The organism is Nonomuraea sp. NPDC047529 (genome assembly GCF_040642995.1).
Lineage (GTDB): Bacteria > Actinomycetota > Actinomycetes > Streptosporangiales > Streptosporangiaceae > Nonomuraea.
This window is the reverse complement of record NZ_JBEYTJ010000004.1, coordinates 240,657-262,994: the sequence shown is the minus strand read 5'-3', so window position 1 is coordinate 262,994 and position 22,338 is coordinate 240,657. Positions and strand designations below refer to the sequence as shown.

At 71.6% G+C, this 22,338-nt stretch carries 18 protein-coding genes; 8 read left to right on the top strand and 10 right to left on the bottom strand.

What is annotated here, in order from left to right; translation table 11 throughout:
- Positions 1 to 84 precede the first annotated feature (84 nt).
- A complete protein-coding gene (locus ABZ815_RS09755; RefSeq protein WP_357695923.1) occupies positions 85 to 441 on the top strand; it encodes a metalloregulator ArsR/SmtB family transcription factor in 357 nt (118 codons plus the stop codon).
- Here ABZ815_RS09755 and ABZ815_RS09750 read toward each other — a convergent pair whose 3' ends face one another.
- The 3 genes from ABZ815_RS09750 to ABZ815_RS09740 all read right to left on the bottom strand — a co-directional run bounded on the left by ABZ815_RS09750 (position 442) and on the right by ABZ815_RS09740 (position 5,673).
- Complete coding sequence (locus ABZ815_RS09750) at positions 442 to 1,605, bottom strand: acyl-CoA dehydrogenase family protein (RefSeq protein WP_357695921.1); 1,164 nt, start codon at positions 1,603 to 1,605, stop codon at positions 442 to 444.
- A 74-nt stretch (positions 1,606 to 1,679) separates the two neighbouring features.
- Positions 1,680 to 2,282 carry an amino acid-binding protein gene (locus ABZ815_RS09745; protein WP_357695919.1) on the bottom strand — a complete coding sequence of 201 codons (603 nt, stop codon included), beginning with the start codon at positions 2,280 to 2,282 and terminating at the stop codon, positions 1,680 to 1,682.
- Positions 2,283 to 2,547: 265 nt separating this feature from the next.
- A complete protein-coding gene (locus ABZ815_RS09740) occupies positions 2,548 to 5,673 on the bottom strand; it encodes a cytochrome P450 (protein WP_357695917.1) in 3,126 nt (1,041 codons plus the stop codon).
- A 53-nt stretch (positions 5,674 to 5,726) separates the two neighbouring features.
- Between ABZ815_RS09740 and ABZ815_RS09735 the strand changes: the two genes are divergently transcribed.
- Together ABZ815_RS09735 and ABZ815_RS09730 are read left to right on the top strand one after the other, a co-directional pair.
- Entirely contained in the window at positions 5,727 to 6,284 is a 558-nt protein-coding gene (locus ABZ815_RS09735) for a TetR family transcriptional regulator (RefSeq protein ID WP_357695915.1), read from the top strand.
- A 70-nt stretch (positions 6,285 to 6,354) separates the two neighbouring features.
- Positions 6,355 to 7,515: a thiolase family protein gene (locus ABZ815_RS09730; RefSeq protein WP_357695913.1), complete on the top strand. Its 1,161-nt coding sequence runs from the start codon at positions 6,355 to 6,357 to the stop codon at positions 7,513 to 7,515.
- Positions 7,516 to 7,518: 3 nt separating this feature from the next.
- Here the strand turns inward: ABZ815_RS09730 and ABZ815_RS09725 are convergent, their stop codons facing one another.
- From ABZ815_RS09725 to ABZ815_RS09700, 6 genes are read right to left on the bottom strand one after another with little or no spacing between them, the layout of a single operon-like run.
- On the bottom strand, positions 7,519 to 7,815 hold the full coding sequence (locus ABZ815_RS09725; protein WP_357695911.1) for a hypothetical protein: 297 nt from the start codon (positions 7,813 to 7,815) through the stop codon (positions 7,519 to 7,521).
- A gap of 18 nt (positions 7,816 to 7,833) precedes the next feature.
- Positions 7,834 to 9,084, bottom strand: coding sequence for a NosD domain-containing protein (locus tag ABZ815_RS09720; RefSeq protein WP_357695909.1), 1,251 nt, complete (start codon positions 9,082 to 9,084; stop codon positions 7,834 to 7,836).
- 58 nt (positions 9,085 to 9,142) lie between these two features.
- Positions 9,143 to 10,927, bottom strand: coding sequence for a glycoside hydrolase family 13 protein (locus ABZ815_RS09715; RefSeq protein ID WP_357695907.1), 1,785 nt, complete (start codon positions 10,925 to 10,927; stop codon positions 9,143 to 9,145).
- 4 nt (positions 10,928 to 10,931) lie between these two features.
- The gene (locus tag ABZ815_RS09710) at positions 10,932 to 11,771 is read right to left on the bottom strand and encodes a sugar ABC transporter permease (RefSeq protein WP_357695905.1); all 840 of its coding nucleotides are present in this window, start codon (positions 11,769 to 11,771) and stop codon (positions 10,932 to 10,934) included.
- Entirely contained in the window at positions 11,768 to 13,336 is a 1,569-nt protein-coding gene (locus ABZ815_RS09705; protein ID WP_357695903.1) for an ABC transporter permease subunit, read from the bottom strand. The genes ABZ815_RS09710 and ABZ815_RS09705 overlap by 4 nt, the downstream gene beginning before the upstream one ends.
- Before the next feature lies 1 nt (position 13,337).
- On the bottom strand, positions 13,338 to 14,615 hold the full coding sequence (locus ABZ815_RS09700; RefSeq protein WP_357695901.1) for a maltose ABC transporter substrate-binding protein: 1,278 nt from the start codon (positions 14,613 to 14,615) through the stop codon (positions 13,338 to 13,340).
- A gap of 301 nt (positions 14,616 to 14,916) precedes the next feature.
- Here ABZ815_RS09700 and ABZ815_RS09695 point away from each other — a divergent pair, with 301 nt between their 5' ends.
- The 3 genes from ABZ815_RS09695 to ABZ815_RS09685 all read left to right on the top strand — a co-directional run bounded on the left by ABZ815_RS09695 (position 14,917) and on the right by ABZ815_RS09685 (position 18,706).
- Complete coding sequence (locus ABZ815_RS09695) at positions 14,917 to 16,410, top strand: glycoside hydrolase family 13 protein (RefSeq protein ID WP_357695899.1); 1,494 nt, start codon at positions 14,917 to 14,919, stop codon at positions 16,408 to 16,410.
- Positions 16,411 to 16,493: 83 nt separating this feature from the next.
- Positions 16,494 to 17,840 carry an ATP-binding protein gene (locus ABZ815_RS09690; RefSeq protein ID WP_357695897.1) on the top strand — a complete coding sequence of 449 codons (1,347 nt, stop codon included), beginning with the start codon at positions 16,494 to 16,496 and terminating at the stop codon, positions 17,838 to 17,840.
- Between the two features lie 47 nt (positions 17,841 to 17,887).
- On the top strand, positions 17,888 to 18,706 hold the full coding sequence (locus ABZ815_RS09685; protein ID WP_357695895.1) for an SAM-dependent methyltransferase: 819 nt from the start codon (positions 17,888 to 17,890) through the stop codon (positions 18,704 to 18,706).
- An 18-nt stretch (positions 18,707 to 18,724) separates the two neighbouring features.
- On the opposite strand, the gene ABZ815_RS09680 is transcribed toward ABZ815_RS09685, so the two are convergent.
- On the bottom strand, positions 18,725 to 20,053 hold the full coding sequence (locus ABZ815_RS09680; protein ID WP_357695893.1) for a cation:dicarboxylase symporter family transporter: 1,329 nt from the start codon (positions 20,051 to 20,053) through the stop codon (positions 18,725 to 18,727).
- Positions 20,054 to 20,160: 107 nt separating this feature from the next.
- On the opposite strand from ABZ815_RS09680, the gene ABZ815_RS09675 reads away from it, so the two are divergent.
- Positions 20,161 to 21,654, top strand: a complete 1,494-nt coding sequence (locus ABZ815_RS09675; RefSeq protein WP_357695891.1) for an ATP-binding protein — start codon at positions 20,161 to 20,163, stop codon at positions 21,652 to 21,654.
- Positions 21,651 to 22,334 carry a response regulator gene (locus ABZ815_RS09670; protein ID WP_357695889.1) on the top strand — a complete coding sequence of 228 codons (684 nt, stop codon included), beginning with the start codon at positions 21,651 to 21,653 and terminating at the stop codon, positions 22,332 to 22,334. Before ABZ815_RS09675 ends, ABZ815_RS09670 begins: the two co-directional genes overlap by 4 nt.
- The last annotated feature ends 4 nt before the right edge of the window (positions 22,335 to 22,338 follow it).

The following is a 22,338-nucleotide window of genomic DNA, read 5'->3' as shown; positions in this document are numbered from 1 at the left end:
GTGACCGTGCGGGTGGGTGTCGGAATCAGACATGGGCGCCCTCCTGCTTGCACATCTCGTCCGCTCCGACCAGGATATGTAGTCATGTACGCACGCGACAACGTCTCAGGTGCGGACCACTCGCAGGAGCAACCCACTCCCGCCCAGGTCAACGCCGCCGTCGACGCGTTCCGCATGCTCAGCGACGCCACCCGGCTCCGGCTGATGTGGGAGTTGTCCGCCGGTGAGCTGGACGTGAACTCCCTGGCCCAGGCGGTCGGCGCGGCGCGCCCGTCGGTGTCGCAACACCTGGCCAAGCTCAGGCTGGCGGGCCTGGTGGACACCCGCAGGGACGGCCGCCGGGTGCTCTACCGCGCCCGCGACGGGCACGTGCGGGCGCTCATCGCCGAGGCGCTGTCCCACGCCGACCACGAGGTCTCAGGGCTGCCCCGGCACGACTAGCTACCAGCCCACCCGGCCCTTGCCGGAGACGAGGGCACGGGCGATCACCAGCCGCTGCACGTCGTTGGTGCCCTCGCCGATCGCCATCAGCGGGGCGTCCCGGTAGAGCCGTTCGACCACGAACTCCTGGGAGTAGCCGTAGCCGCCGTGGATGCGCATCGCCTCCAGCGACGCCTTCAGCGCCACCTCGGAGGCGAAGTACTTGGCCATGCCCGCCTCCATGTCCACCCGCTTGCCCCCGTCGGCCTGGGACGCCGCCCAGTACGTGAGCAGCCGGGCCGCCTGGATCTCGGTGGCCAGGTCGGCGAGCTTGAGCCGGATGGCCTGGAAGTCGGCGATGGGCTGCCCGAACGCGGTGCGCCCCCGGGCGTACTCCAGGGCGGCGTCGTAGGCCGCCTGCGCGACGCCGACGGCCCGGGCGGCGATGTTGACCCGGCCGATCTCCAGCCCGCCGAGCACCTGCTGCATGCCGCGTCCCTCGACGCCGCCGAGCAGCGCCGAGACCGGCACGCGCACCTCGTCGAGCACGACCTCGCACGTCTCGGTGCCCTTGTAGCCGAGCTTGGGCAGGTCGCGGCTGACGCCGAAGCCGGGCGAGGCCGGATCGACGAGCAGCACGGACATGCCCTTGTGGGCGGGCTCGGTGATCGAGGTCTTGACCAGCACGGGCAGCGGGTCGGCGTGCCGGGCGTTGGTGATCCACGTCTTGGTGCCGGTCACCACGTAGTGGTCGCCGTCGCGGACCGCGCGGGTCTGGATGCCCTGCAGGTCGGTGCCGGCGCCGGGCTCGGTGAGCGCGATGGCGGTACGGCGGTCGCCGCTCGCCAGGTCGGCGAGGTGGAGGCGTTTCTGCTCGTCGGTTCCGTGCTTGGCGATCATCCAGCAGGCCAGCGAGTGGGAGCCGATCGTGCCGGCCACGCCCATCCAGCCACGCGCGATCTCCTCGAAGACCAGCGCGAAGGAGACCATGTCGGCGCCCAGCCCGCCGTACTCCTCGGGGACGGTCAGCCCGAACAGCCCCATCTGCTTCATCTTCTCGACGATCTCGGTGGGGTAGCGGCCCGAGTGCTCCCACTCGGTGGCCACGGGCAGGATCTCCTTCTCCACGAAGGCGCGCAGGGTCTCCCGGAAGGCCCTCTGCTCGTCGGTCAGCTCGAAATCCATGGCCTCAGGTCCTCTGCGCGGGAGGGACGGTCGAGGCTCACGTTATTCGTCTGATGTTTGGCCGGTCAATCGTTCTAGGCGCGAGCGGCCAGCTTGGCGACGACGTCCACGATGCGGACCGCGCGTTCCAGCTCGGCGCGGTGGAAGACCGGCCCTCCGGCGCGGGCGACCACGACGTGCAGGCGCTGCGGGACCATGGGCAGCAGCATCAGCCGCAGGTCCGCCGAGTCCAGGGCGATCGCGCGCGGGGGCGGGTCGGGCAGGTTCACGACCTCCGGCGCCGCCATCGAGGCGTGCCGTACGGCTCCGTCCTCGACCGCGACCGACCACTCGGCGCCGCACAGCCCGGGCAGGGCGTCCACCAGTGTGGCCAGGCCGCGCGCCGGTTCCGTCGCGACGTGCATGAGCAGGTCGTAGTCGGGGGCGGAGCCGGGCACGTCGCGGGTGGGCCAGACGCCCTCGACGCGTACGCCCGGGGTCGCCGCCAGGCGTTCGCAGACCTCCGTCGCGCTGATCGGTCCCGGCCAGGACACGATGAAGTCGTCCACGGCCCGGCCGGTCTCCCGTTCGAGCACGGTGACCTGCAGGATGTCGGCGCCGAGCGTCCCCAGCGCCTTCGCGACCTGGCCAAGGCCGCCCGGCCTGTCCGGCAGGGACACCCTCAGTCGCAGCAGCATTGCCCGCCCCCTTTCCAGAGGCTCTCACAGTGCCGTGGACAGGTTTCTCACATGTTCCACGGACATGTCGCGCATGCTGCGCTTATATCCCAGGATCTAGCGCTAAGTCCGGATTGTCGAACCTGAATGGCGGTTTGAGCAGGTGTTTTCCCAAAACCGACCAAGGATCGTTCAAGGATCAGGCGGACGCAGCCCCGCACGTGGGGTTCGGGCGGACGCAGCCCCGCACGTCACGATCAGGCGGGCGCACGCCCGCACGTCGGGATCAGGCGAACACGTCCTGCTGGTAGCGGCCGTCCGCCTCCAGGGCGGCCAGCCAGGCCGCGCCGTCCGCGCCGTCCCCGCCGGTGCGCCGCAGGTGCACGTCCAGCAGCGCCTGACGCACCGCGGGGGCCATGCGCAGGCCGTCGCCGCAGACGTAGACGTACGCGCCCTGTTCCAGCAGCTCCCACACCTCCTCGGCGTGACCGGCGACGGCGTCCTGGACGTAGCGGTACGGATGCCCGGCCACGGCCGAGAACGCGGTGTGCACGGTGACCTCCTCGCGGGCGGCCCAGGCGGTCACCTCGTCCCGGTACAGCCAGTCGTGGTCGGGGTGGCGGCAGCCGGTGAAGACCTCGGCCCGGCCGCCCGCCCCGCCCAGCGCCCGCTCCTCCAGGAAGCCGCGCAGCGGCGCGAACCCCGTGCCGGGGCCGACCAGGATGACCGGCGTGGCCGGGTCCTCCGGCAGCCGGAACGGCGGGGCGGGCACGCGTACGTACCCGTAGAACACCTCTCCGGGCCGCAGCGCGGCCAGGTACGCCGAGCACATGCCCTGGTAGGTGCCGCTGCCGGACCAGGCGGGCCCCTCGACCAGCCCGACGGTGAGCCGCACCAGGCCGGGGTCGGCCAGCGGCGAGGAGGAGACCGAGTAGTAGCGCGGCCGGATCGGCCCGGCCATCTCCAGGAACACCGGCAGCGGCAGCTCGACGGCCGGGAAACGCTCCAGCAGGGTCAGCGGCGAGACCCGCTTGGCCAGGATCTCGTCGGCGTAGTTCGCGGTCAGCTCGGCGAGCTGACCGCGCGTCCAGGGGCAGCCGGTGTGCGCGGCCAGGGCCTCCAGGTCGGACCTGGTGGCCACCTCCTGCAGCTCGGCGAACTCGGTCAGCAGCAGCCCGGCCGTCACCGGCGTGTCCACGGGCAGGTGGGTGGCGCCGGCGGCGCGCAGCCGCACCACCTGCTCGCGCGGGACGCGCAGGCAGCGCAGGGCCCACTCGACCAGCTCGGGATCGTTCTTGGCGAAGACGGCGACGTGGTCGCCCGCCGTGTATGTCACGCCCTCGGGCAGGCGGGCCACGATGGAGCGCACACCGGGCCGCGGGGCCTCGGCCGAGAAGTCCCACAGGCCGGTGGGGTCGCCGGTGAGCTCCTCGTTGGACACGACGGTCAGCGGCACGGCCCGCTCGGACACGACGGCCGGCCTGACCTCGCTCTCGCCGAGCACGTCCATCTCGTAGCGCGGCCCGGCCGCGCCCGCCGGGGCGCTGTACTCCTCGGCCAGCGCGGCCCAGAGCCGGGCCGTCCACGCCGAGACGTCGCCGTCGAAGTCGCCGTCGGCGTCGGCCTCGCCGCGCTCGATCAGCGGCACCGCCCCGGCGGCGGTCAGCTTCTCCCCTGCCCGGCGCGGGAAGTCCTGGTACGTCGGCCACTGGGAGTTGCCGCAGCCGAGCACCGCCAGGCGCACGCCGGACAGGTCGGGCAGCTCCGCCAGGGCGTCGAAGCGCTGGGCGTTGTCGGGCGCCTTGCCGTTGTAGGAGGAGGCGACGACGACGAGCAGGCCCTCCGACGGCGGGGTGAGGTCGTCCAGGGTGGTCAGGGTGGTGGCGAAGCCGGACCGGCCGGCCCGCTCGGCCAGCCGCTCGGCGATGTCGGCGGCGGTGCCCAGGTTGGAGCCGTAGGCGACGGTGAGCGGCACGCCGGTGACCGCGAGGTCGCGCTCCTCGCCCGCCCCGGCGGCCGGGACGACCTCGGCGGCGGCGGTGCGCTCGTGGGCGCGGCGCTCGCGCACCCGCAGGGTGAACCCGTCGGGCTTGATGGTCAGCGTCTGCTTGATCTTCATCCGGTAGGCGTCCGGGTCGGAGACGGCGAAGCGGCGCAGGATCATGGCCAGGGCGAGCCGGGCCTCGGTCAGCGCGAACTGGCGGCCGATGCAGGCCCGCTCACCGTTGCCGAACGGCTTGTACGCCGCCGGGTGGTGGTCCTTCTTGTTCTCCGGCAGCCAGCGGTCGATGTCGAACTCCTCCGGCCGCTCCCACGCCTTGGGGTGGCGGTGCAGCGACGGCAGCAGCACGGCGACGCCCTGGCCGGCCTCGATCTCGTAGCCGCCGATGGTGGTGGGCTCGATGGCGCTGACGGCGAAGGCGGGGATCGGTGACCAGACCCGCAGCGTCTCCTCCAGGATCCGGGGGATGACGTCGAGCTTCATGATCGTCTCGTAGCTGGGCGGTTCGTCGCCGGGCAGCAGGCGGTCGACCTCGTCGTAGGCCCTGGCCAGGGTGTGCGGGTCGCGCAGCAGGTTGTACAGGGCGAAGGAGAGCAGGCCGCTGGTGGTCTCGTGCCCGGCGATCAGGAAGGTGAGCACCTGGTTGCGGATGTTCTCGTCGGACAGGCGGCCGCCGGTCTGCGGGTCGGCGGCCTCCAGCATGAGGCCGAGCAGGTCCTTGGTGTCGCCGGCGCCTTCTGTGCGGCGCCGCCTGATCACGTCGTCGACCAGGACGCGCATGGTCTCGATGTCGCGCCGGTAGGTCTCCTCGTGGCCGCGCTTCAGCCGGGTGACGAACGGGAGCTGCTGGTTGCGCAGCATGGCCTCGGTCAGCGCGCCGCCCATGGCCTTCAGGAACGGGTGCAGCTCGGGCGAGGCGAAGGAGTCGAAGCGGAAGCCGAAGCCGGTCAGCGAGATGGTGTCCAGCGTGAGCCGGGTCATGTCGTCGGCCACGGGCAGGTCCTGCCCCTGGCGGCCGGCCCATGAGGCGACGAGCTGCTCGGCGACCTCCAGCATCTGCGGGTAGTACGCCTTCATCGAGCGCTGGCTGAAGGCGGGCAGCAGGATGCGGTGTGCCTGCCCCCACACCGGCTCGTGCAGCTCGGCGGTGAACAGGCCGTCGCCGCCGAAGTCGCGCACGATCGACAGCGGCGGGGTGATGCGCTTGACGAACCTGCTCTCGTCGCACACCTCCGCCACCAGGTCGGGGTCGTAGACCAGGACGATCGTGCGTCCGGCGACCTCCAGCCGGAAGATGCCCTCGTCGTACCGCTCGGCGACCTTGACGAAGTGCTCCACCGGCGAGTGGGCCGGGATCTGCAGCGTGTTGCCCAGGATCGGCAGGCCCTGCGGGGCGGGGATACGCCTCATGAGTGCTCCCTTCGGTAGCCATACACCGTATGGCTGACGCTACCATACGCTGTATGGCAGTGAGCGCGCGCAGGGGAGCGCCCCTGAGTCTCGGTGAGATCTGTTCCACGGCGCTGCGCCTGATCGACGAGGGCGGCGTCGAGGGGCTGTCGATGCGGAAACTGGCCGCCGAGCTGGACGTCAACCCCATGTCGGTCTACCACCACGTCGCGAGCAAGGAGGCGCTGCTGGCCCGCATCTGCGAGACGATCAGCGTCCGGCTGCCGCTGCCGCCCGACGACGGCACCCCGTGGCCGGACCAGCTCCGGACCCTGGCCCTGGCCTACCACCGGCACGCCCGGCAACATCCGGCGATGTGGACCTATCTGCACAACCATCCCGAGTTCGTGGAGGACCGGCGGCTGCCGCTGTGGCAGGCGCTCTACCGGATCCTGCGCGCGTCCGGGGTGCCCGAGGAGGAGCTGCGGCGGACGAGCGAGGTGCTGCACGCGTTCGTCTCGGGGTTCGTCTTCGCCGAGACGCGAGGCCACCTGACGGGCGAGCCCGAGGAGGTCGAGCGCAGCTTCGACGTCGCCCTGAACATGATCATCCACGGTCTGGCCGCCCGGTGACCCCTGCGTTGGAAAATCCAACCCACTCGCGTTAGGGTGAGTTGGACTTTCCAACGAACAGGAGGCCGCGATGCGCGACGCCGTCATCGTGCAAGCCGTACGCACCCCGATCGGCAAGGGCAAACCCGGCGGCGGGCTGCACGGGACGCACCCCGTCGACCTGCTCGCGCACGCCCTGCGCGCCCTGATCGAGCGCAGCGGCGTGGACCCGTCGCTGGTCGACGACGTGATCGGCGGCTGCGTCGACCAGGTGGGCGAGCAGGCCATGAACACCACCCGCTATGCCTGGCTGGCCGCCGGTTTCCCCGACTCGGTGCCCGCGGTCACGGTCGACCGGCAGTGCGGCTCGTCCCAGCAGGCCGTGCACTTCGCCGCGCAGGGCGTCATGTCCGGCGCGTACGACCTGGTCGTGGCCTGCGGCGTGGAGTCGATGAGCCGGGTGCCGATGTGGTCGAACGTGCCGCCGGGCGCCGACCCGTTCGGGCCCTCGGTGGCCGCCCGCTTCCCCGGGGGGCTCGTCCCACAGGGCATCAGCGCCGAGCTGATCGCCGCGAAATGGTCGCTGAGCCGCGAGGAGATGGACGCCTTCTCCGCCGGCTCCCACGCCAAGGCCGCCGCCGCCGACTTCGGCGCCGAGATCGCCCCGATCGCCGGCCTGGACCGGGACGAGTCGGTCCGGCCCGCCACCACGCCCGAGATCCTGGCCGGGCTGCGGCCCGCCTTCGCCGACCCCGGCTATGCCGCGCGATTCCCGCAGATCACCTGGTCGGTCACCGCCGGCAACACCAGCCCGATCAACGACGGCGCGGCGGCCGTCCTGATCACCAGCTCCGAGACGGCCGCCCGGCTGGGCCTGCGCCCGCTGGCCCGGCTGCACAGCTTCGCCGTCACGGGCTCCGACCCGCTGCTCATGCTCACCGGCGTGATCCCGGCGACGGAGAAGGTGCTGCGCCGCGCCGGGCTCTCGCTGTCCGACATCGAGCTGTTCGAGGTGAACGAGGCGTTCGCGAGCGTCGTACTGGCCTGGCTGCGGGAGACGGGGGCCGACCCGGCGAAGGTCAACGTCAACGGCGGCGCCATCGCCCTCGGCCATCCGCTCGGCGCCAGCGGCGCCCGGATCACCACCACGCTCGTGCACGCCATGCGCTCGCGCGGCGCGCGCTACGCCCTGCAGACCATGTGCGAGGCGGGCGGCCTGGCCAACGCGCTCGTCCTGGAAAGCCCGAGCTAGGGCTCAGGCGGCGTCCCAGACGGCCTCGAACGCCGCCTGGGTGATCTCCGTCAGTTCCCAGATCTCCAGCGGCTGGTCGGTGAGGAAGCCGCGCTCGTCCTGGAGCCGGCCCCACCAGTAGCGGTGGGCGACCCGGTCGGTGTCGACCTCGATCTGCCTGATCGCCCAGTGCTCGCCGTCGCCCTCGACGCTCTCGAACAGCCAGACGCGCCCGCCGGGACCGGCGTCGTGCCAGAAGCGGTGGGGCACGTCGGCCTCGGCGAGCTGCTTGACCAGCGGCAGGCGAAGATCCGGAACCATGCTCGGTAGGCTACACCGCTACTGCTGGTAGGCCCCGGCGTCCGGCGCCCCCGTCAGCGCCCTGCCCAGCATGTCCTTGCCGAAGGCGGCGCCGCCGTACCACGTGGGCGACAGCGGCAGGCCGCGGCCCAGCGCCGGGGAGCCCGGACGCAGCCGCAGGTCGGTGCGGGAGACGAACAGCGGGTCGGCCTTGACCGACTTCGGCCCCAGCTTGAAGGTCATCTTGCGGCCGGAGTAGACGCTGCCGCCGTCGTCGACGCCCTTACCGTCGGCCCAGCCCGCCTCGCCGCCGACCTGGATCACGTTGTTGCGCAACCTGAGGATGGCGGGCGAGCAGCCGTCGTGGCAGGACCAGCCGATGGTGTCCTTGGCCGGCAGGTAGACCGAGTTCTGGACGGCGATCGTGCCCTTGACCGGGCCGACGACGTGGCCGGGGCCGCGGGTGATGAGGAAGGAGCCGCGGCTGCGGCCGGAGGTGACGACGTTGAAGGCGAAGATGTTGCCGGTGGCGGTCTTGCCCTTCTGGGCGCCGAGCTCGGTGAAGGTCTCGTTGTCGCGCGCGGTGTTGTGGGTGACGCGGTTGCGGTCGCCGTTGAAGATCTCGACGGCGGACCCGTCGGTGCCGTAGTCGTGGCTCCTGGCGTAGCTGCCGGTGATGGTGTTGCGGGTCACCAGGTTGTCGTCGCCGTTGAGCAGCACGCCGAAGGCGCCGGAGTCGTTGTCGCCGCCCTCGTCGTTGACGCTCATGCGGTTGTTGCCGGTGAGCGTGCTGTCGCGGACGGTGTTGTGCGAGCCGGACGGCGTGATCCACACGCCCGCGACATTGGCGTCGGCCTGGACGCCGGCCAGCTCGATGTGGTGGCCGCCGAGCTGGAACCCGGCGAACCGGCAGCCGGTGGCGCGCAGGCCGCCGATCTGCCAGTAGGCGCCCTTGACGACCACGCAGTCGCGCTCTTCGCCGCTGATCCTGGGCAGGGCGCCGGTGCCGTGGGAGCGGATGACGATGGGCCGGGCGGCGGTGCCCGAGGCCGTGAGCCGCAGCGGGCCGGTGAAGCTGCCGCCCCGCTTGAAGCTGACGGTGTCGCCCGGCTTGAGGGCGACGGAGTTGACCTTGTCCAGCGACTTCCACGGCTTGTCGGCGCTGGTGCCGGCGGCGGAGTCGTCGCCGGCCCTGGAATCGACGTAGTAGGTGGTGCCCGCCCTGGCCTCCGCGGCGGTCGGTACGGCGGTCAGAAGCGAAGCCGCGACGGCTACGGAGAGCAACCTCATGCGCGCACACCACTATCTAATTGAGAACGGTACGGGGCGGAGCCCTACCGTAGCGTGATCAGTGTGTGATGCGCCACACACACACCGCAGGTCCTTCTCCCGGGATCTCGTCGCCGTCCGGAGCGTTGTAGACGCCCTGGGCCTGCGCTCCGATGGGCAGCGCCGCGCCGGGCGCCCGGCGGACGGACACCAGCAGCGACTCCTCGAACGTCTCGCGCGCGAAAACCAGGCAGTCGGCGTCGGCATGCAGCCAGCGCAACCCTCCGTGACGCAGGGCGGGCTCGGCACGGCGCAGCCCGAGCAGCTCGCGGTAGGCCGCCAGGGTCGCCGGGTCCTGGTCGTGCGGCCGGTTCCAGGGCATCGGGGTGCGCGAGTGCTCCCCGTTGATCCCGGTCAGGCCGAACTCGCTGCCGGCGAAGACCATGGGCGTGCCGGGCAGCGTGGCCTGCAGGCCCAGGGCGAGCAGGTGGCGTTCACGTGAGCCGGTCACCGTGCGGATGCGCGGCGAGTCGTGGGAGTCCAGGAGCTGCCAGGAGTGCGTGAGCGAGCGCCAGGACATGTGCGAGGCGAACGACCTGAACGTGGCCAGGGTGTCGGCGCCGTCGCGCTCGGGCACGCCGCCCGGCACGCCGAGGAAGTGCGGCAGGTCCAGGTCGGGGCCGCGCAGCCAGGCCCAGACCGGGCGGGTGAAGCCGCCGTAGTTCATGGTGCCGTGCCAGCCGTCGCGGTCGAGGTCGAGCGAGGCGTCGTGGTTGTGCTCGGCGATGAAGGCCGCCTCGGGGCCGAGCTGGCGGCGCAGCATGGCGGCGACCTCGTGGTTGCGGTCTTCGGGGCCGAGCCTGGCGGTCATGTTGGCGACGTCCACGCGCCAGCCGTCCAGGGGGCCGAGCCACTTCTTCAGCACCGCGCGCATGCTGGAGCGCACCAGCTCGCTGCCCCAGTTGAGCTTGGGCAGCGACTTGACGCCCCACCACGACTCGTAGTCGCCGGTGTCGGGGTCGAAGTAGAACATCTCCCGTTCGAGGGCGTTCACGTCGGACACGGCGGCGGTGAACCATTCGTGGGCGTCGCCGCAGTGGTTGGTGGTGATGTCGCCGAGCAGGCGCATGCCGCGGGCGTGCAGCGCGCCCGACAGCCGGTGCAGGGCCTCGTCGCCGCCGAGCAGCGGGTCGACGTGCTCGAAGCTCGCGGCGTCGTAGCGGTGGTTGGAGCGGGCCGGGAAGACCGGCGTCAGGTAGACGGTGTCGGCGCCGAGCCCCTGGATGTGGTCCAGGCGCCGGGTGATCCCGTCGAGGTCGCCGCCGTAGAACTGCTGGGCGGTGCCGGGGCCGCTGGGGATCACCGGGTCGCGGTCCCAGTCGCGCGGCAGCGCCCAGTCGGGCAGGTCCGGCATCGGGCCGGAGCGGTCGAAGCGGTCGGGGAAGATCTGGTAGACGATCGCGTCCGACATCCACGAGGGCGGCGCCTGGTGGCAGACCAGGCGGAAGTCGCTCGCGTCGGTCAGGTCGTGCGCGACCGGGCCGGCCGCGGTCAGCCACCGCTGGCCGCGGCGGGTGTGCAGCAGGAACCGGTACGGGGTGACCGGGTTGACCGCGGTGATCTCCGCCTGCCACCAGACGTCGTCCGCGCCGTAGCCGGCCACCGGCGTGCCGGTCCTGGAGTCGTCGACGCGGGCCTCGGCGTAGCGGGGCTCGCCGTCGCAGACGGTGCGCACGTGCACGCCGGTGATCCCGGCGGCCCGCGGGGCCCGCAGCCAGAGGGTCACCCGCGAGCCGAGCGCCGGTTCCTGGCTGGAGACGTAGAGAGCTGAGCCGTCGTGATGCGGCTCGCCGACATAGCGCAATGAACTATCCCTTGACAGCCCCGGCCGTGAGGCCGGAGACGATGTACTTCTGCAGCCATAGGAACACGCTCACCGTGGGTACGGCGGTGAGCAACGTCGCCGCGGCGAACATGCCGAAGTTGGCGTTGCGGTGGTCGCCGGCGATCATGCCGTACATGCCGACGGCCAGGGTCTTGCTCTCGGGGTCGCGCAGGAACACGTTGGCCATGAGGAACTCGCTCATGACGCCGATGAAGGCCAGCAGCGCGGTGACCGCCAGGATCGGCGTGACCAGCGGCATGATGACCCGCCAGAAGATCTGCGCGTGGGTGGCGCCGTCCACGGTGGCGGCCTCGTCGAGCTCCTTGGGCACGGTGTCGAGGAAGCCCTTCATCAGCCAGGTGTTCACGCCGAGCGCGCCGCCGAGGTAGAGCAGCAGCAGGCCCCAGACGGTGTTGAAGCCGAACGCCGGGTACAGCTCGGTCACCCTGGTGAAGATCATGAAGATCGTCACGATGGCCAGGAACTGCGGGAACATCTGGATGAGCAGCAGGGCCAGCAGCCCGACCCGGCGTCCGGCGAAGCGCATGCGGCTGAAGGCGTAGGCGGCCAGCATCGACAGCAGCAGGCTCGCGAACGACGAGGCCAGCGCGATGAACACCGAGTTGAAGAACCACCGCCCGAACGGATAGCTGTCGGAGGTGAGCAGGTTGACGAAGTTGTTCAGGCTCGCCCCCGACGGCAGCAGGTCGGTGGAGGCCAGCGTGCCCATCGGGTTGATCGCGGCCGAGACCACGAACAGGATCGGGAACAGCGCGAACGCGCACACCAGCAGCACGAACACGTGCCTGAGCGCGATCCTCATGCGTAGACCTCCTCCTGCTTGCGGGTACGGCGGAAGGCCACGGCCGAGATGACCGCCACGATCGCGAAGATGAACACCGAGATCGCCGCCGCGAACCCGAACTGCGCCCCGCCCGCGCCGAACGCCAGCCGGAAGGTGTAGGTGATCAGCAGGTCGGTGGCGCCCACCTGCGGGCTCTCGGCCGGGAACGGCCCGCCCTCGGTGGTGAGCGCGATGGCGTTGAAGTTGTTGAAGTTGAACGCGAACGACGAGATCAGCAGCGGCGTCAGCGCGACCAGCAGCAGCGGCAGCGTCACCCGCCGGAACGCCTTGGACGGCGTGGCGCCGTCGATGGAGGCCGCCTCGGTCAGCTCGCGCGGGATCGCCTGGAGCGCGCCGGTGGTGACCAGGAACATGTACGGGAAGCCGAGCCACAGGTTGACCAGGATGACCGCGAACCGGGCGGTGAGCGGCTCGCCGAGCCAGTCGACGTTCAGCCCGAAGAACTGGTTGATCAGGCCGAAGTCGCGGTTGAACATGTCGCGCCAGACCAGCAGCATGGCGAAGGCCGGCATGGCGTACGGCAGGATCAGCGCGATCCGGTACGCCTTCGTGCCGCGCATGCGCGGATGGTGCAGCGCCAGCGCCACGGCCATGCCCAGCCCGAACGTGCCGGCCACGGAGACCAGCGCGAACACCAGGTTCCAGCCCAGCACGCCGACGAAGTAGCCGGAGATGGTGGGGTTGGTCAGGACGCGGGCGAAGTTGTCCAGGCCGACGTTCACCTGCCAGCCCTGGGCCAGGTGCTCGCCCTTGGCGTTGACGAAGTAGCCCTGGTCCTCGTCGGCCGTCCAGGTGTCGCCGTTGCCCTTGACGCAGTCGCAGGCGGCCTCATAGACGAGCGCGGCCCTGCCCTCCACGGCCCGGCTCAGGCCGTTGGCCTTGATCACGCCGCCCGGCGTCGGCACGGACAGCGCCGAGATCTCCTGGCCGCGGGCGGCGGCCTCGGGCGCCTTCAGCACGGTCACGCCGGGGGCCGACAGGACCTTGCCGGTGAGGCCGACCTGGGCGCCCTCCAGCGGGGTCAGCCCTTCGCCGGTGCCCAGCCGCACCTGCTTGGTCTTGGGGTCGACCAGCAGGAACACCAGCTCGTCGCCGCGCAGGGCGGTGGTCAGGCCGTACTCGGGCGAGCCGGGGGCCTGGCGGACCGAGCCGGTCTCGATGGCGGTGACGGCGTCGGCCTTGTCGCCGCGGTGCCCGTCGCCGAAGTTCGTGAACGCGGTGGTCACCGTGTAGAGCACGGGCAGCACCTGGAAGGCGATCAGGAACAGGGTGCCGGGGACGAGGTACTTGGCCGGGATGAAGCGGCGGGTCAGGTAGAGGTAGGCGATGGCCGCGGCGGCCAGCCCCAGCAGCGTGAGCGAGACCCACGACTCGGCGGCGACCAGCGGCGGCACGGCGTAGAGCAGGATCGCGGCGGCCACGGCGAGCACCGCGATCCTGCTCACCACGAACGCCGTGGTGAGTTCCCGGCGAGGCCGCGGGGACCGGTCGGTCCCCACGGCCTCGTGCACGTCCTGGGTCATGTCAGTTCTTGAGCGCGCCGTCGATGGCCTTCTGCGCGGCGGCGGCGGCCTTGGCGGCGTCGCCGCCCTTGACCACGGCCGTCTCCGCGATGCCGAACGGCTCCCAGATGGCGGCCATCTCGGGGATGGCGGGCATCGGCATGCCGCTCTTGCCGGCGTCCATGAACTTGGCGGCGTCGGGGTCGGCGGCCTGGACCTCCTGCAGCGCGGCGGTCAGCGCCGGGGGCCGGGGGTCGGCCTCGTACAGGGCCTTGGCGACGTCCTTGTTGGTGACGTAGTTGGCGACGAACTCCTGGGCCAGGGCCTTGCTCTTGCCCTTGGCGGCCACGAAGAACGTCTGGACGCCGACGAACGGCGTGGCCGGCTTGCCGTCCTTGAACGCCGGGACGGGCGTGATGTCGTAGGAGACGCCGCCCTTCTTGACCTCGCTCATGGCCCACGGGCCGGAGATCAGGTAGGCGCACTTGCCGGCGGCGAAGTTGACGATGTAGTTCTCGTTGGTGACCGACGTCTTGAGCGCGCCGTCACCCTTCTCGCCGAGCTCCTTCAGCTTGCCGAACGCCTTGACCGAGCCCTCGGAGCCGAGCAGCACCTGCTTGGGGTCGGGGTCGCCGGAGGCGGTCTGGCCGAACAGCGCGCCGCCCGCGGAGGCGAACAGCGGGTAGGCGTGGAAGGCGTCGCCCTTGACGCCGACGGGCAGGCAGAGCACCTCCTTGACCTTGCCGGCCTTCTTCAGCTCCTTGCCCTTGTCGATCATCTCGTCGAGCGTGGCGGGGGCGTCGGGGGCGAGCTTGGTGTTGCGGATCAGGGCGATGTTCTCCACCGCGTACGGGGCGCCGTACACCTGGCCGTTGAAGGTGACCGCCTTCATGGCGATCTCCGAGAAGGCCGCCTTCTGCTCGTCGGTCAGCGTGACGGGGTCGATGGCGCCGTTCTGGACGAGGTTGCCGATCCAGTCGTGCGCGCCGATCATGATGTCCGGACCGCTGCCCTGCTGGGAGGCGGTCAGGAAGGTCATCTGGTTGTCCTTGCTGATCTCCTTCACCTCGACGGTCACGCCGTTCTCGGTGCCGAACTGGTCGGCGAAGGGCTTGAGCGGCTTGACCCGGCTCGGGTCGGCCCAGATGACCAGCGTGCCGCCCGCCGCCGAGGCCGGAGCCGAGGCCGAGGCCGAACCGCTGGGCTGCGCCGACGAGGCGGGCGCGCCGGAGTCACCACAAGCCGTAGCGGCGAACGCGAGGGTGGAGAGGGCGGCCACTCCCAGGACCCGTACACGCATGAGACCTCCCGAGGTCATGGAGGAGCGGCGGCGCCTGCGTGCGCCGCCGTCAAAAGATCGTTATCCGCCGCTGTTCACGGCTTACGTTTCCGGGACGTTAGCGGCTCTTTGCAAGAATTGGAAGAACTTGCGAAAGAGCGTTACCGGAACCACATCCGACCCGTCGCCCGCTGACCTCGTCCCCGCCCGCGAGAACGCCTTGACGCCCAATCTGCAACTTTCCGAAACTTGCACTTGACCTGTCGCAAGAACGCGCGACATCCTGCACCAGACATCACGGACATCCGGGGGAAGGAAAGCCATGCTCGGCAACGACGACTGGTGGCGGGACGCCGTCGTGTATCAGGTCTACCCCCGGAGCTTCGCCGACGCCGACGGCGACGGCACCGGCGACCTGAAGGGCGTGCGGGCGCGCCTGGACTACCTGGCCAGGCTGGGCGTGGACGCGATCTGGCTGAGCCCCTTCTACACCTCCCCCATGGCCGACGGCGGTTACGACGTGGCCGACTACCGGGACGTGGACCCGATGTTCGGCACGCTGGCCGACTTCGACGCCCTGGTCACGCAGGCCCACGGGCACGGCATCCGGGTGATCGTGGACCTCGTCCCCAACCACTCCTCCGACCGCCACCCCTGGTTCCAGGCCGGCCTGCGCGACCGTTACATCTTCCGCGACCGGCCAAACGACTGGGAGTCGATCTTCGGCGGCCCCGCCTGGACCCAGGTCGAGGACGGCCAGTGGTACCTGCACCTGTTCGCGCCCGAGCAGCCCGACCTCAACTGGGACAATCCCGAGGTACGCGCCGAGTTCCGCGACGTCCTGCGCTTCTGGCTGGACCGCGGCGTGGACGGCTTCCGGGTGGACGTGGCCCACGGCATGGTCAAGGCCGAGGGGCTGCCCGACGTCGGCCCCAAGGAGGGCCGCCAGGCCGAGATGCTGGGCGACGAGCGGGTGCCCTACTTCGACCAGGACGGCGTGCACGACATCTACCGGGAGTGGCGGCCGATCCTCGACTCCTACCCCGGCGGGCGGATGGCCGTCGCCGAGGCGTGGGTGTCCTCGCCCGAGCGGCTGGCCCGGTACGTGGGGCCGGACCAGCTGCACCAGGCGTTCAACTTCGAGTTCATGATGGCCGACTTCCACGCCAAGTCGTTCCGTTCGGTGATCGAGAAGTCGCTGGCCGAGGCCGAGCTGGTCGGCGCGCCCACCACCTGGGTGCTGTCCAACCACGACAAGCCCCGCCACGTCACCCGGCACGGCGGCCTGGCCCGCGCCCGCGCGGCGACGCTGCTCATGCTGGCCCTGCCCGGCTCGGCCTACCTCTACAACGGCGAGGAGCTGGGCCTGCCCGAGGTCCTCGACCTGCCCGACGAGCTGCGCCAGGACCCGGCCTTCCGGCGCACCGGCGAGAGCCGCGACGGCTGCCGGGTGCCGATCCCGTGGACGAGCGAGCCGGGCTGCGGCTGGACCGACCCGTGGCTGCCGATCCCCGCCTCGTGGACGCTGCTGTCGGCCGCGGCCCAGGAGCACGACCCGGACTCCACGCTGCACCTCTACCGGGCCGCGCTCAGGCTGCGCAAGGAGCACCCGGCGCTCGGCGGCGGCACGCTGAGGTGGCTGGAGACCTCCGAGGACGTGCTGGCCGTCCAGCGCGACCCGGGCCTGGTCGTGATGCTGAACACCGGCGAGCAGCCGGTCGCCCCGGTCGTGCCCGGCACGGTGCTGCTGGCCAGCGGTCCGCTGGCGGCCGACGGCTCGGTCCCGCCGGACACCACGGTCTGGATCCAGCGCTGACGTTGGCGGAACCTTTCCCTCAACGCTCCCTGAACGCGGCATTTGGCGGCAATGACGGTTAGTAGTCTCGGGGAGTGCCACCCATGTGGGCCCGCTCCCTGCGCGGACGCGTCACCCTCATCGCGACGGCCGTAGCCGCCCTCGTGCTGATCCCCGTGGGCATCGCCGGGTGCATCGTCTCGCGGTCCCTGGTGACGGCCGCCGTCTACCGGGACACGCGGGACACCGCCGAGCGGGTGGCCTCCGAGATGCGCGCGGGCGGGCTGCCGCAGGGCGCCACGATCCCGGTGCCCAATCCGTCCATCGACCTGATCCAGGTGGTCGGGACCGACGGCCGCGTCCTGGCCAGCAGCGACGCGGCCAGGAACCTGCCGCCGCTCAGCGACGTGCGGCCCACCGCCGAGAGCCGCGTCGTCAACACCACCAACTGCCTGCCGACCGAGTGCGTGCACCTGTCGGCGGTCAAGGCCGGCATGTCGGAGGACTCCCCCATCGTCTACGCCGGCCGCAGCACCCCGGAGGTGCTGGCCTCGCAGACGCTGGAGGTGATCGTGTTCTCCCAGGTGGCGGTGCTGATCGCGCTCACCGCCTGGGCGACCTGGCTGGTCACCGGCCGCGCGCTGCGCCCGGTGGCGACCATGCGCGCCGAGCTGGACGCGGTCAGCGCCGGCGACCTGAGCCACCGGGTCACCCAGCCGGGCGGCGAGGACGAGGTCGCCATGCTGGCCAAGGCCGTCAACAACACGCTGGCCCGGCTGGAACGTTCCGCGCTGCAACAACGCCAGTTCGCCTCCGACGCCTCCCACGAGCTGCGCACCCCGATCGCCGGGCTGCGCGCGCAGCTGGAGAGCGCCCAGCTCTACCCGGAGGACACCGACGTGGAGGCGCTGGTGGACAGCGCCCTGCGCGACACCGACCGGCTGGAGGCGATCATCACCGACCTGCTGCTGCTGGCCAGGATCGGCTCCCGGGTGGACATGGCCAGGGAGCCGGTGGACCTGGCCGACCTCGTACGGCAGGAGCTGGCCGTGCGCAGCGACAAACTGCCCACGCGGCTGGAGCTGACCGAGGGCGTGGTCGTCGAGGGCGTGCGCCTGCAACTGGCCCGGGTGCTGACGAACCTGCTGGACAACGCCCAGCGGCACGCCGAGACCCTGGTGCTGGTCGTGGTCGCCAGGGAGGCGGGCCCGGCCAGGGGCGGCACGGCCGTGCTGGCGGTGGAGAACGACGGCCAGGAGATCGCCGAGGCCGACCGCGAGCGCATCTTCGAGCGGTTCACCCGCCTGGACGCCGCCCGCAGCCGCGACTCCGGCGGCACCGGCCTCGGCCTGGCGATCGCCAGGGACGTGGCGATGGCCCACCGGGGCAGCGTGCGGGTGGAGGACCGCCGGGGCGGGGCGCGGTTCGTCCTGAGGCTTCCGGCCATCTGATGTCGAAAGCGTAGATTTCCGGCAGCCGGTTAGTGGATCATGCCCTCATGACGCAAGAAGTCCCCCAGGGCGTGGATCCTCACATCCCCAACACCGCGCGCATGTACGACTACTTCCTGGGCGGAAAGAACAATTTCCCGGCCGACCGGGAGCTGGCCGAGCTGGTGCTGAGCGCGATGCCGGAGGTCAGGGACGGCACGCGGGAGAACCGGCTGCTGATCGGCCGGATGGTGAAGTACCTGTGCGACCGGGGTGTCACCCAGTTCCTCGACCTGGGCTCCGGTCTGCCGGCCGCCGAGAACGTGCACGAGGTGGCGCTGCGGCTCGCGCCGGAGGCCCGCGTGGTCTACGTGGACAGCGACCCGGTGGTGGCCGCGCACGGCCGGGCGCTGCTGGCCGACCCCGGGCAGGTGGCCATGCTGCACGGCGACGTCCGGCGCCCGCGGGAGGTGCTGGACAGCCCCGAGGTGCGCGGGCTATTGGACTTCGGCAAGCCCGTCGCCGTGCTCATGATGTTCGTGCTGCACCTGATCCCCGACAAGGACGACCCGCAGGGCTTCGTGGCCGCCTACCGCGACGCGCTCGCCCCCGGCAGCTACCTGGCCCTGTCGCACGTGGGCACCGACCACGCGCCGCAGCGCGTGGCCCGCGTCAGCCAGTTCTACCGGCGGGCCAACGCGCCCTTCTGCCCGCGGCCGGGCAAGGAGATCGCGGCCTTCTTCGGCGACTTCGAGCTGATCCCGCCCGGTCTGGCCACGGGCAAGGGGCCGGAGCTCGGTTTCCCGTTCACCGACCCCCAGAACCCGCCCTTCTACGACGACGACTTCGCCCGCATGGGCTACGCGGGCATCGGCCGCAAACCCTAGACGCTTCGCACGCGGGCCCTAGACGCGCACGACCTCGCGTTCCGCCTCCGGCCCGGGGCGGTCGTCCGCCTCGTCGAGCAGCGTGGACTCGTCGAACGGCGCCCGCCCGGCCAGCACCTCGGCGGCGCGTTCCCGGTCGAACTCGCCGGTCCAGGTGCCGACCACGACGGTGGCCACGGCGTTGCCCGCGAAGTTGGTCAGCGCCCTGGCCTCGGACATGAACCGGTCGATGCCGACGATGAGGCCGACGCCGTCCACCAGTTCGGGGCGGTGCGACTGCAGGCCGCCGGCGAGCGTGGCCAGGCCGGCGCCGGTCACGCCCGCGGCGCCCTTGGAGGCGACCATCATGAACAGCAGCAGCGAGATCTGCTCGCCGACCTGCAGCGGCGCGCCGGTGGCCGAGGCGATGAACAGCGTGGCCATGGTGAGGTAGATGGCGGTGCCGTCGAGGTTGAAGGAGTAGCCGGTCGGGACAGTGATGCCGGCCACCGTCCGGCTCACCCCGAAGTGCTCCATCTTGGCGATCAGCCGCGGCAGCGCCGTCTCCGACGACGACGTGGACAGGATCAGCAGGAACTCCCGGCCGAGGTAGCGCAGCAGCGACCACAGGTTGATCCGGGCGACCAGCCACAGCAGCGCGCCCAGCACCACGCCCACGAACAGCAGGCAGGTGACGTAGAAGGCGATCATGATGATGGCCAGGCTCTTGAGCGCCTCGATCCCGGTGGCGCCGACGACGGCCGCGATGGCCCCGAACGCGCCGACCGGCGCGGCCCACATGACCATGGCCAGGATGCGGAACACCAGCCGCTGGACGTGCTCGACGCCGCGCAGGATCGGCGCGCCCCGCTCCCCCATCGCCTGCAGCGCGAACCCGGCCAGCAGCGCCACCAGCAGCGTCTGCAGGACCGAGCCCTCGGTGAAGGCCGACACCAGGGTGACGGGGATGATGCCGAGCAGGAAGTCGACCCCGCCGGTGGCCTCGCCCTTGGCCGCCTCGGCCTCGGCGGCCTGCTTGGCGGCGTCGGTCAGGTGCAGCCCGGAGCCGGGGTCGATGACGTTGCCGACCAGCAGGCCGATGACCAGGGCCACGGTCGACATCACCATGAAGTAGCCGAGCGCGAGGCCGCCGACCTTGCCGACCTTGGCGGCCTGGCGTACCGAGCCGATGCCGAGCACGATCGTGCAGAAGATGATGGGGCTGATCAGCATCTTGATCAGCGCCACGAAGCCGGTGCCGAGGGGTTTGAGCTCCTTGCCCGCCTCCGGCCAGACGAATCCGACCAGGATGCCGAGCAGGACCGCCACGACGACGGCCAGGTACAGGTAACGAGTTCGATCACGCATGGGGGGTCTCTCCACCGCTTTGGAAAAAGGGGCTGGCCGTGCGACTATGCGCCTCACTGTGACCCACGTCACGATTGAGTAAGTTTCGTTCACGCGAGGGGAGGCTCATGCGCCGCTGGAGCCTGGCGGGCCAGATGCTGGTCCTGCAGTTGCTCGTGGTCGCGGTCGCCGTCACCGGCTGCGCGGTGCTCGCGCTGGTGCAGGCCCATCGCCTGCTCACCGAGGAGGCGGGCGCCACGGCCAGGGCCGTGGCGGTCAGCGTGGCCGCCGCGCCGGGCGTGGCCGCCGCCCTGGACGACCCGGAACCGACCCTGGCGCTGCAGCCGTACGCCGAACGGGTGCGCGAGCAGACGGGCGTCGACTTCGTCACCATCATGAAGCCGGACGGCACCCGCTACACCCACCCGAACCCGGCCGAGATCGGCAGACGTTTCCTCGGCCACACCGGGCGGGCGCTGGCCGGTGAGACCTTCGTCGAGACCTACACCGGCACGCTCGGCCCCTCGAAGCGGGCCGTGACGCCCGTGTGGTCCGGGGGCCGGGTGCGGGCCCTGGTCAGCGCGGGCATCACGATCGACCGGATCAGCGCCAGGCTGCGCGACCAGCTCGCCTGGAGCGGCCTGGTCGCCGCGCTGGCGCTCGGCCTGGGCTCGGCCGGGACGTGGCTGGTCACCGTACGGCTGCGCCGCCAGACCCACGGGCTCGGCCCGGTGGAGCTGGGCCGCATCCACGACCACCACGACGCCGTCCTGCACGCCGTGCGGGAGGGCCTGCTGCTGGTCGGCGGCGACGGCACGCTGACGCTCTGCAACGACGCCGCCCGGCAGCTCCTGGACCTGCCGCCGGACGCCGAGGGCCGGCACGTGGCCGAGCTGGGCCTGTCGGCGCTGCTGGAGGGCCACGAGGAACGCGTGCACCTGGCCGGCGACCGGGTGCTGGCCGTCAACAGCGCGGCCAGCAGGCTCGGCACGGTGGTGACCGTACGCGACCACACCGAGCTGCAGGCGCTGGCCGGGCAGCTCGACGCCGAGCGCGGCTTCGCCGACTCGCTGCGCTCGGCCGCGCACGAGGCCGCCAACCGGCTGCACACCGTGATCACGCTGGTCGAGCTGGGACGCACCGAGCAGGCGGTCGCGCTGGGCACGGCGGAGCTGCGCGCGGCGCAGGAGCTGACCGACCGGGTGGTGGGCGCGGTGCGCGAGCCGGTGCTGGCCGCGCTGCTGCTCGGCAAGAGCGCCGAGGCGGCCGAGCGCGGCGGCGAGCTGGTGCTGACGCCGGACAGCGACCTGGACGACCTGGGCCTGGACCCGCGCGACCTGGTGACGATCGTCGGCAACCTGGTCGACAACGCCCTCGACGCGGCCACCAGGGTCGAGGTGCGCCTGAGCGCGGACCGGGACGGGGTGGTGATCAGGGTGGCCGACGACGGGCCGGGGCTGACCGCGCCGGAGGCGTTCGCGAAGGGCTGGACCACCAAGGGCGACGGCCACGGGCTCGGGCTGGCGCTGGTCGGGCAGGCGGTGCGCCGCCTCGGCGGCACGATCGACGTGGCCGGATCGGCGTTCACCGTGCGCCTGCCGGTCCCGGAGCGGGTGCGATGAGCGGGCCGGGTGGGGCGGTCTCCGTGCTGATCGTGGAGGACGAGGGGATCACGGCCGAGGCCAACCGGGTCTACGTCGAGCGGGTGGCCGGCTTCGAGGTGGCCGGGGTGGCCCGCTCGGGCGGCGAGGCGTTGCGGTTCCTGCGCGGGCGGCCCGTCGACCTCATCCTGCTCGACCTGTACCTGCCCGACATGCACGGCCTGGAGGTGTGCCGCGCGGTGCGGGCCGGCGGGCTGCTGTGCGACGTCATCGCCGTCACCTCCGCGCGCGACCTGGCCATGGTCCGTTCGGCGGTGTCGCTGGGCGTCTCGCAGTACCTTCTCAAGCCGTTCACCTACGCGACCCTGGCCGAGAAGCTGACGCGTTACGCCCGGTTCAGGCAGGACACCGGCGTGATCGTCGCCCAGGGCGACGTGGACCGGGTGCTCGGCACCCTGCGCGGCCCCTCCGAGCTGCCCAAAGGGCTGGCCCGCGACACCCTCGACGCCGTGTCGGCCCGGCTGCGCGAGCGGCCCGGCGGCAGCTCCGCGCAGAGCGTCGCCGAGGCCGTGGGGGTGTCGCGGGTGACCGCCCGCCGCTACCTGGAACACCTGGTCGAGCTGGGGATGGCGGTGCGCGTGCCGCAGTACGGCGGGGTCGGCCGGCCAGAGTTGCTCTACCGGATCCCCATGGAAAGTTAATGGC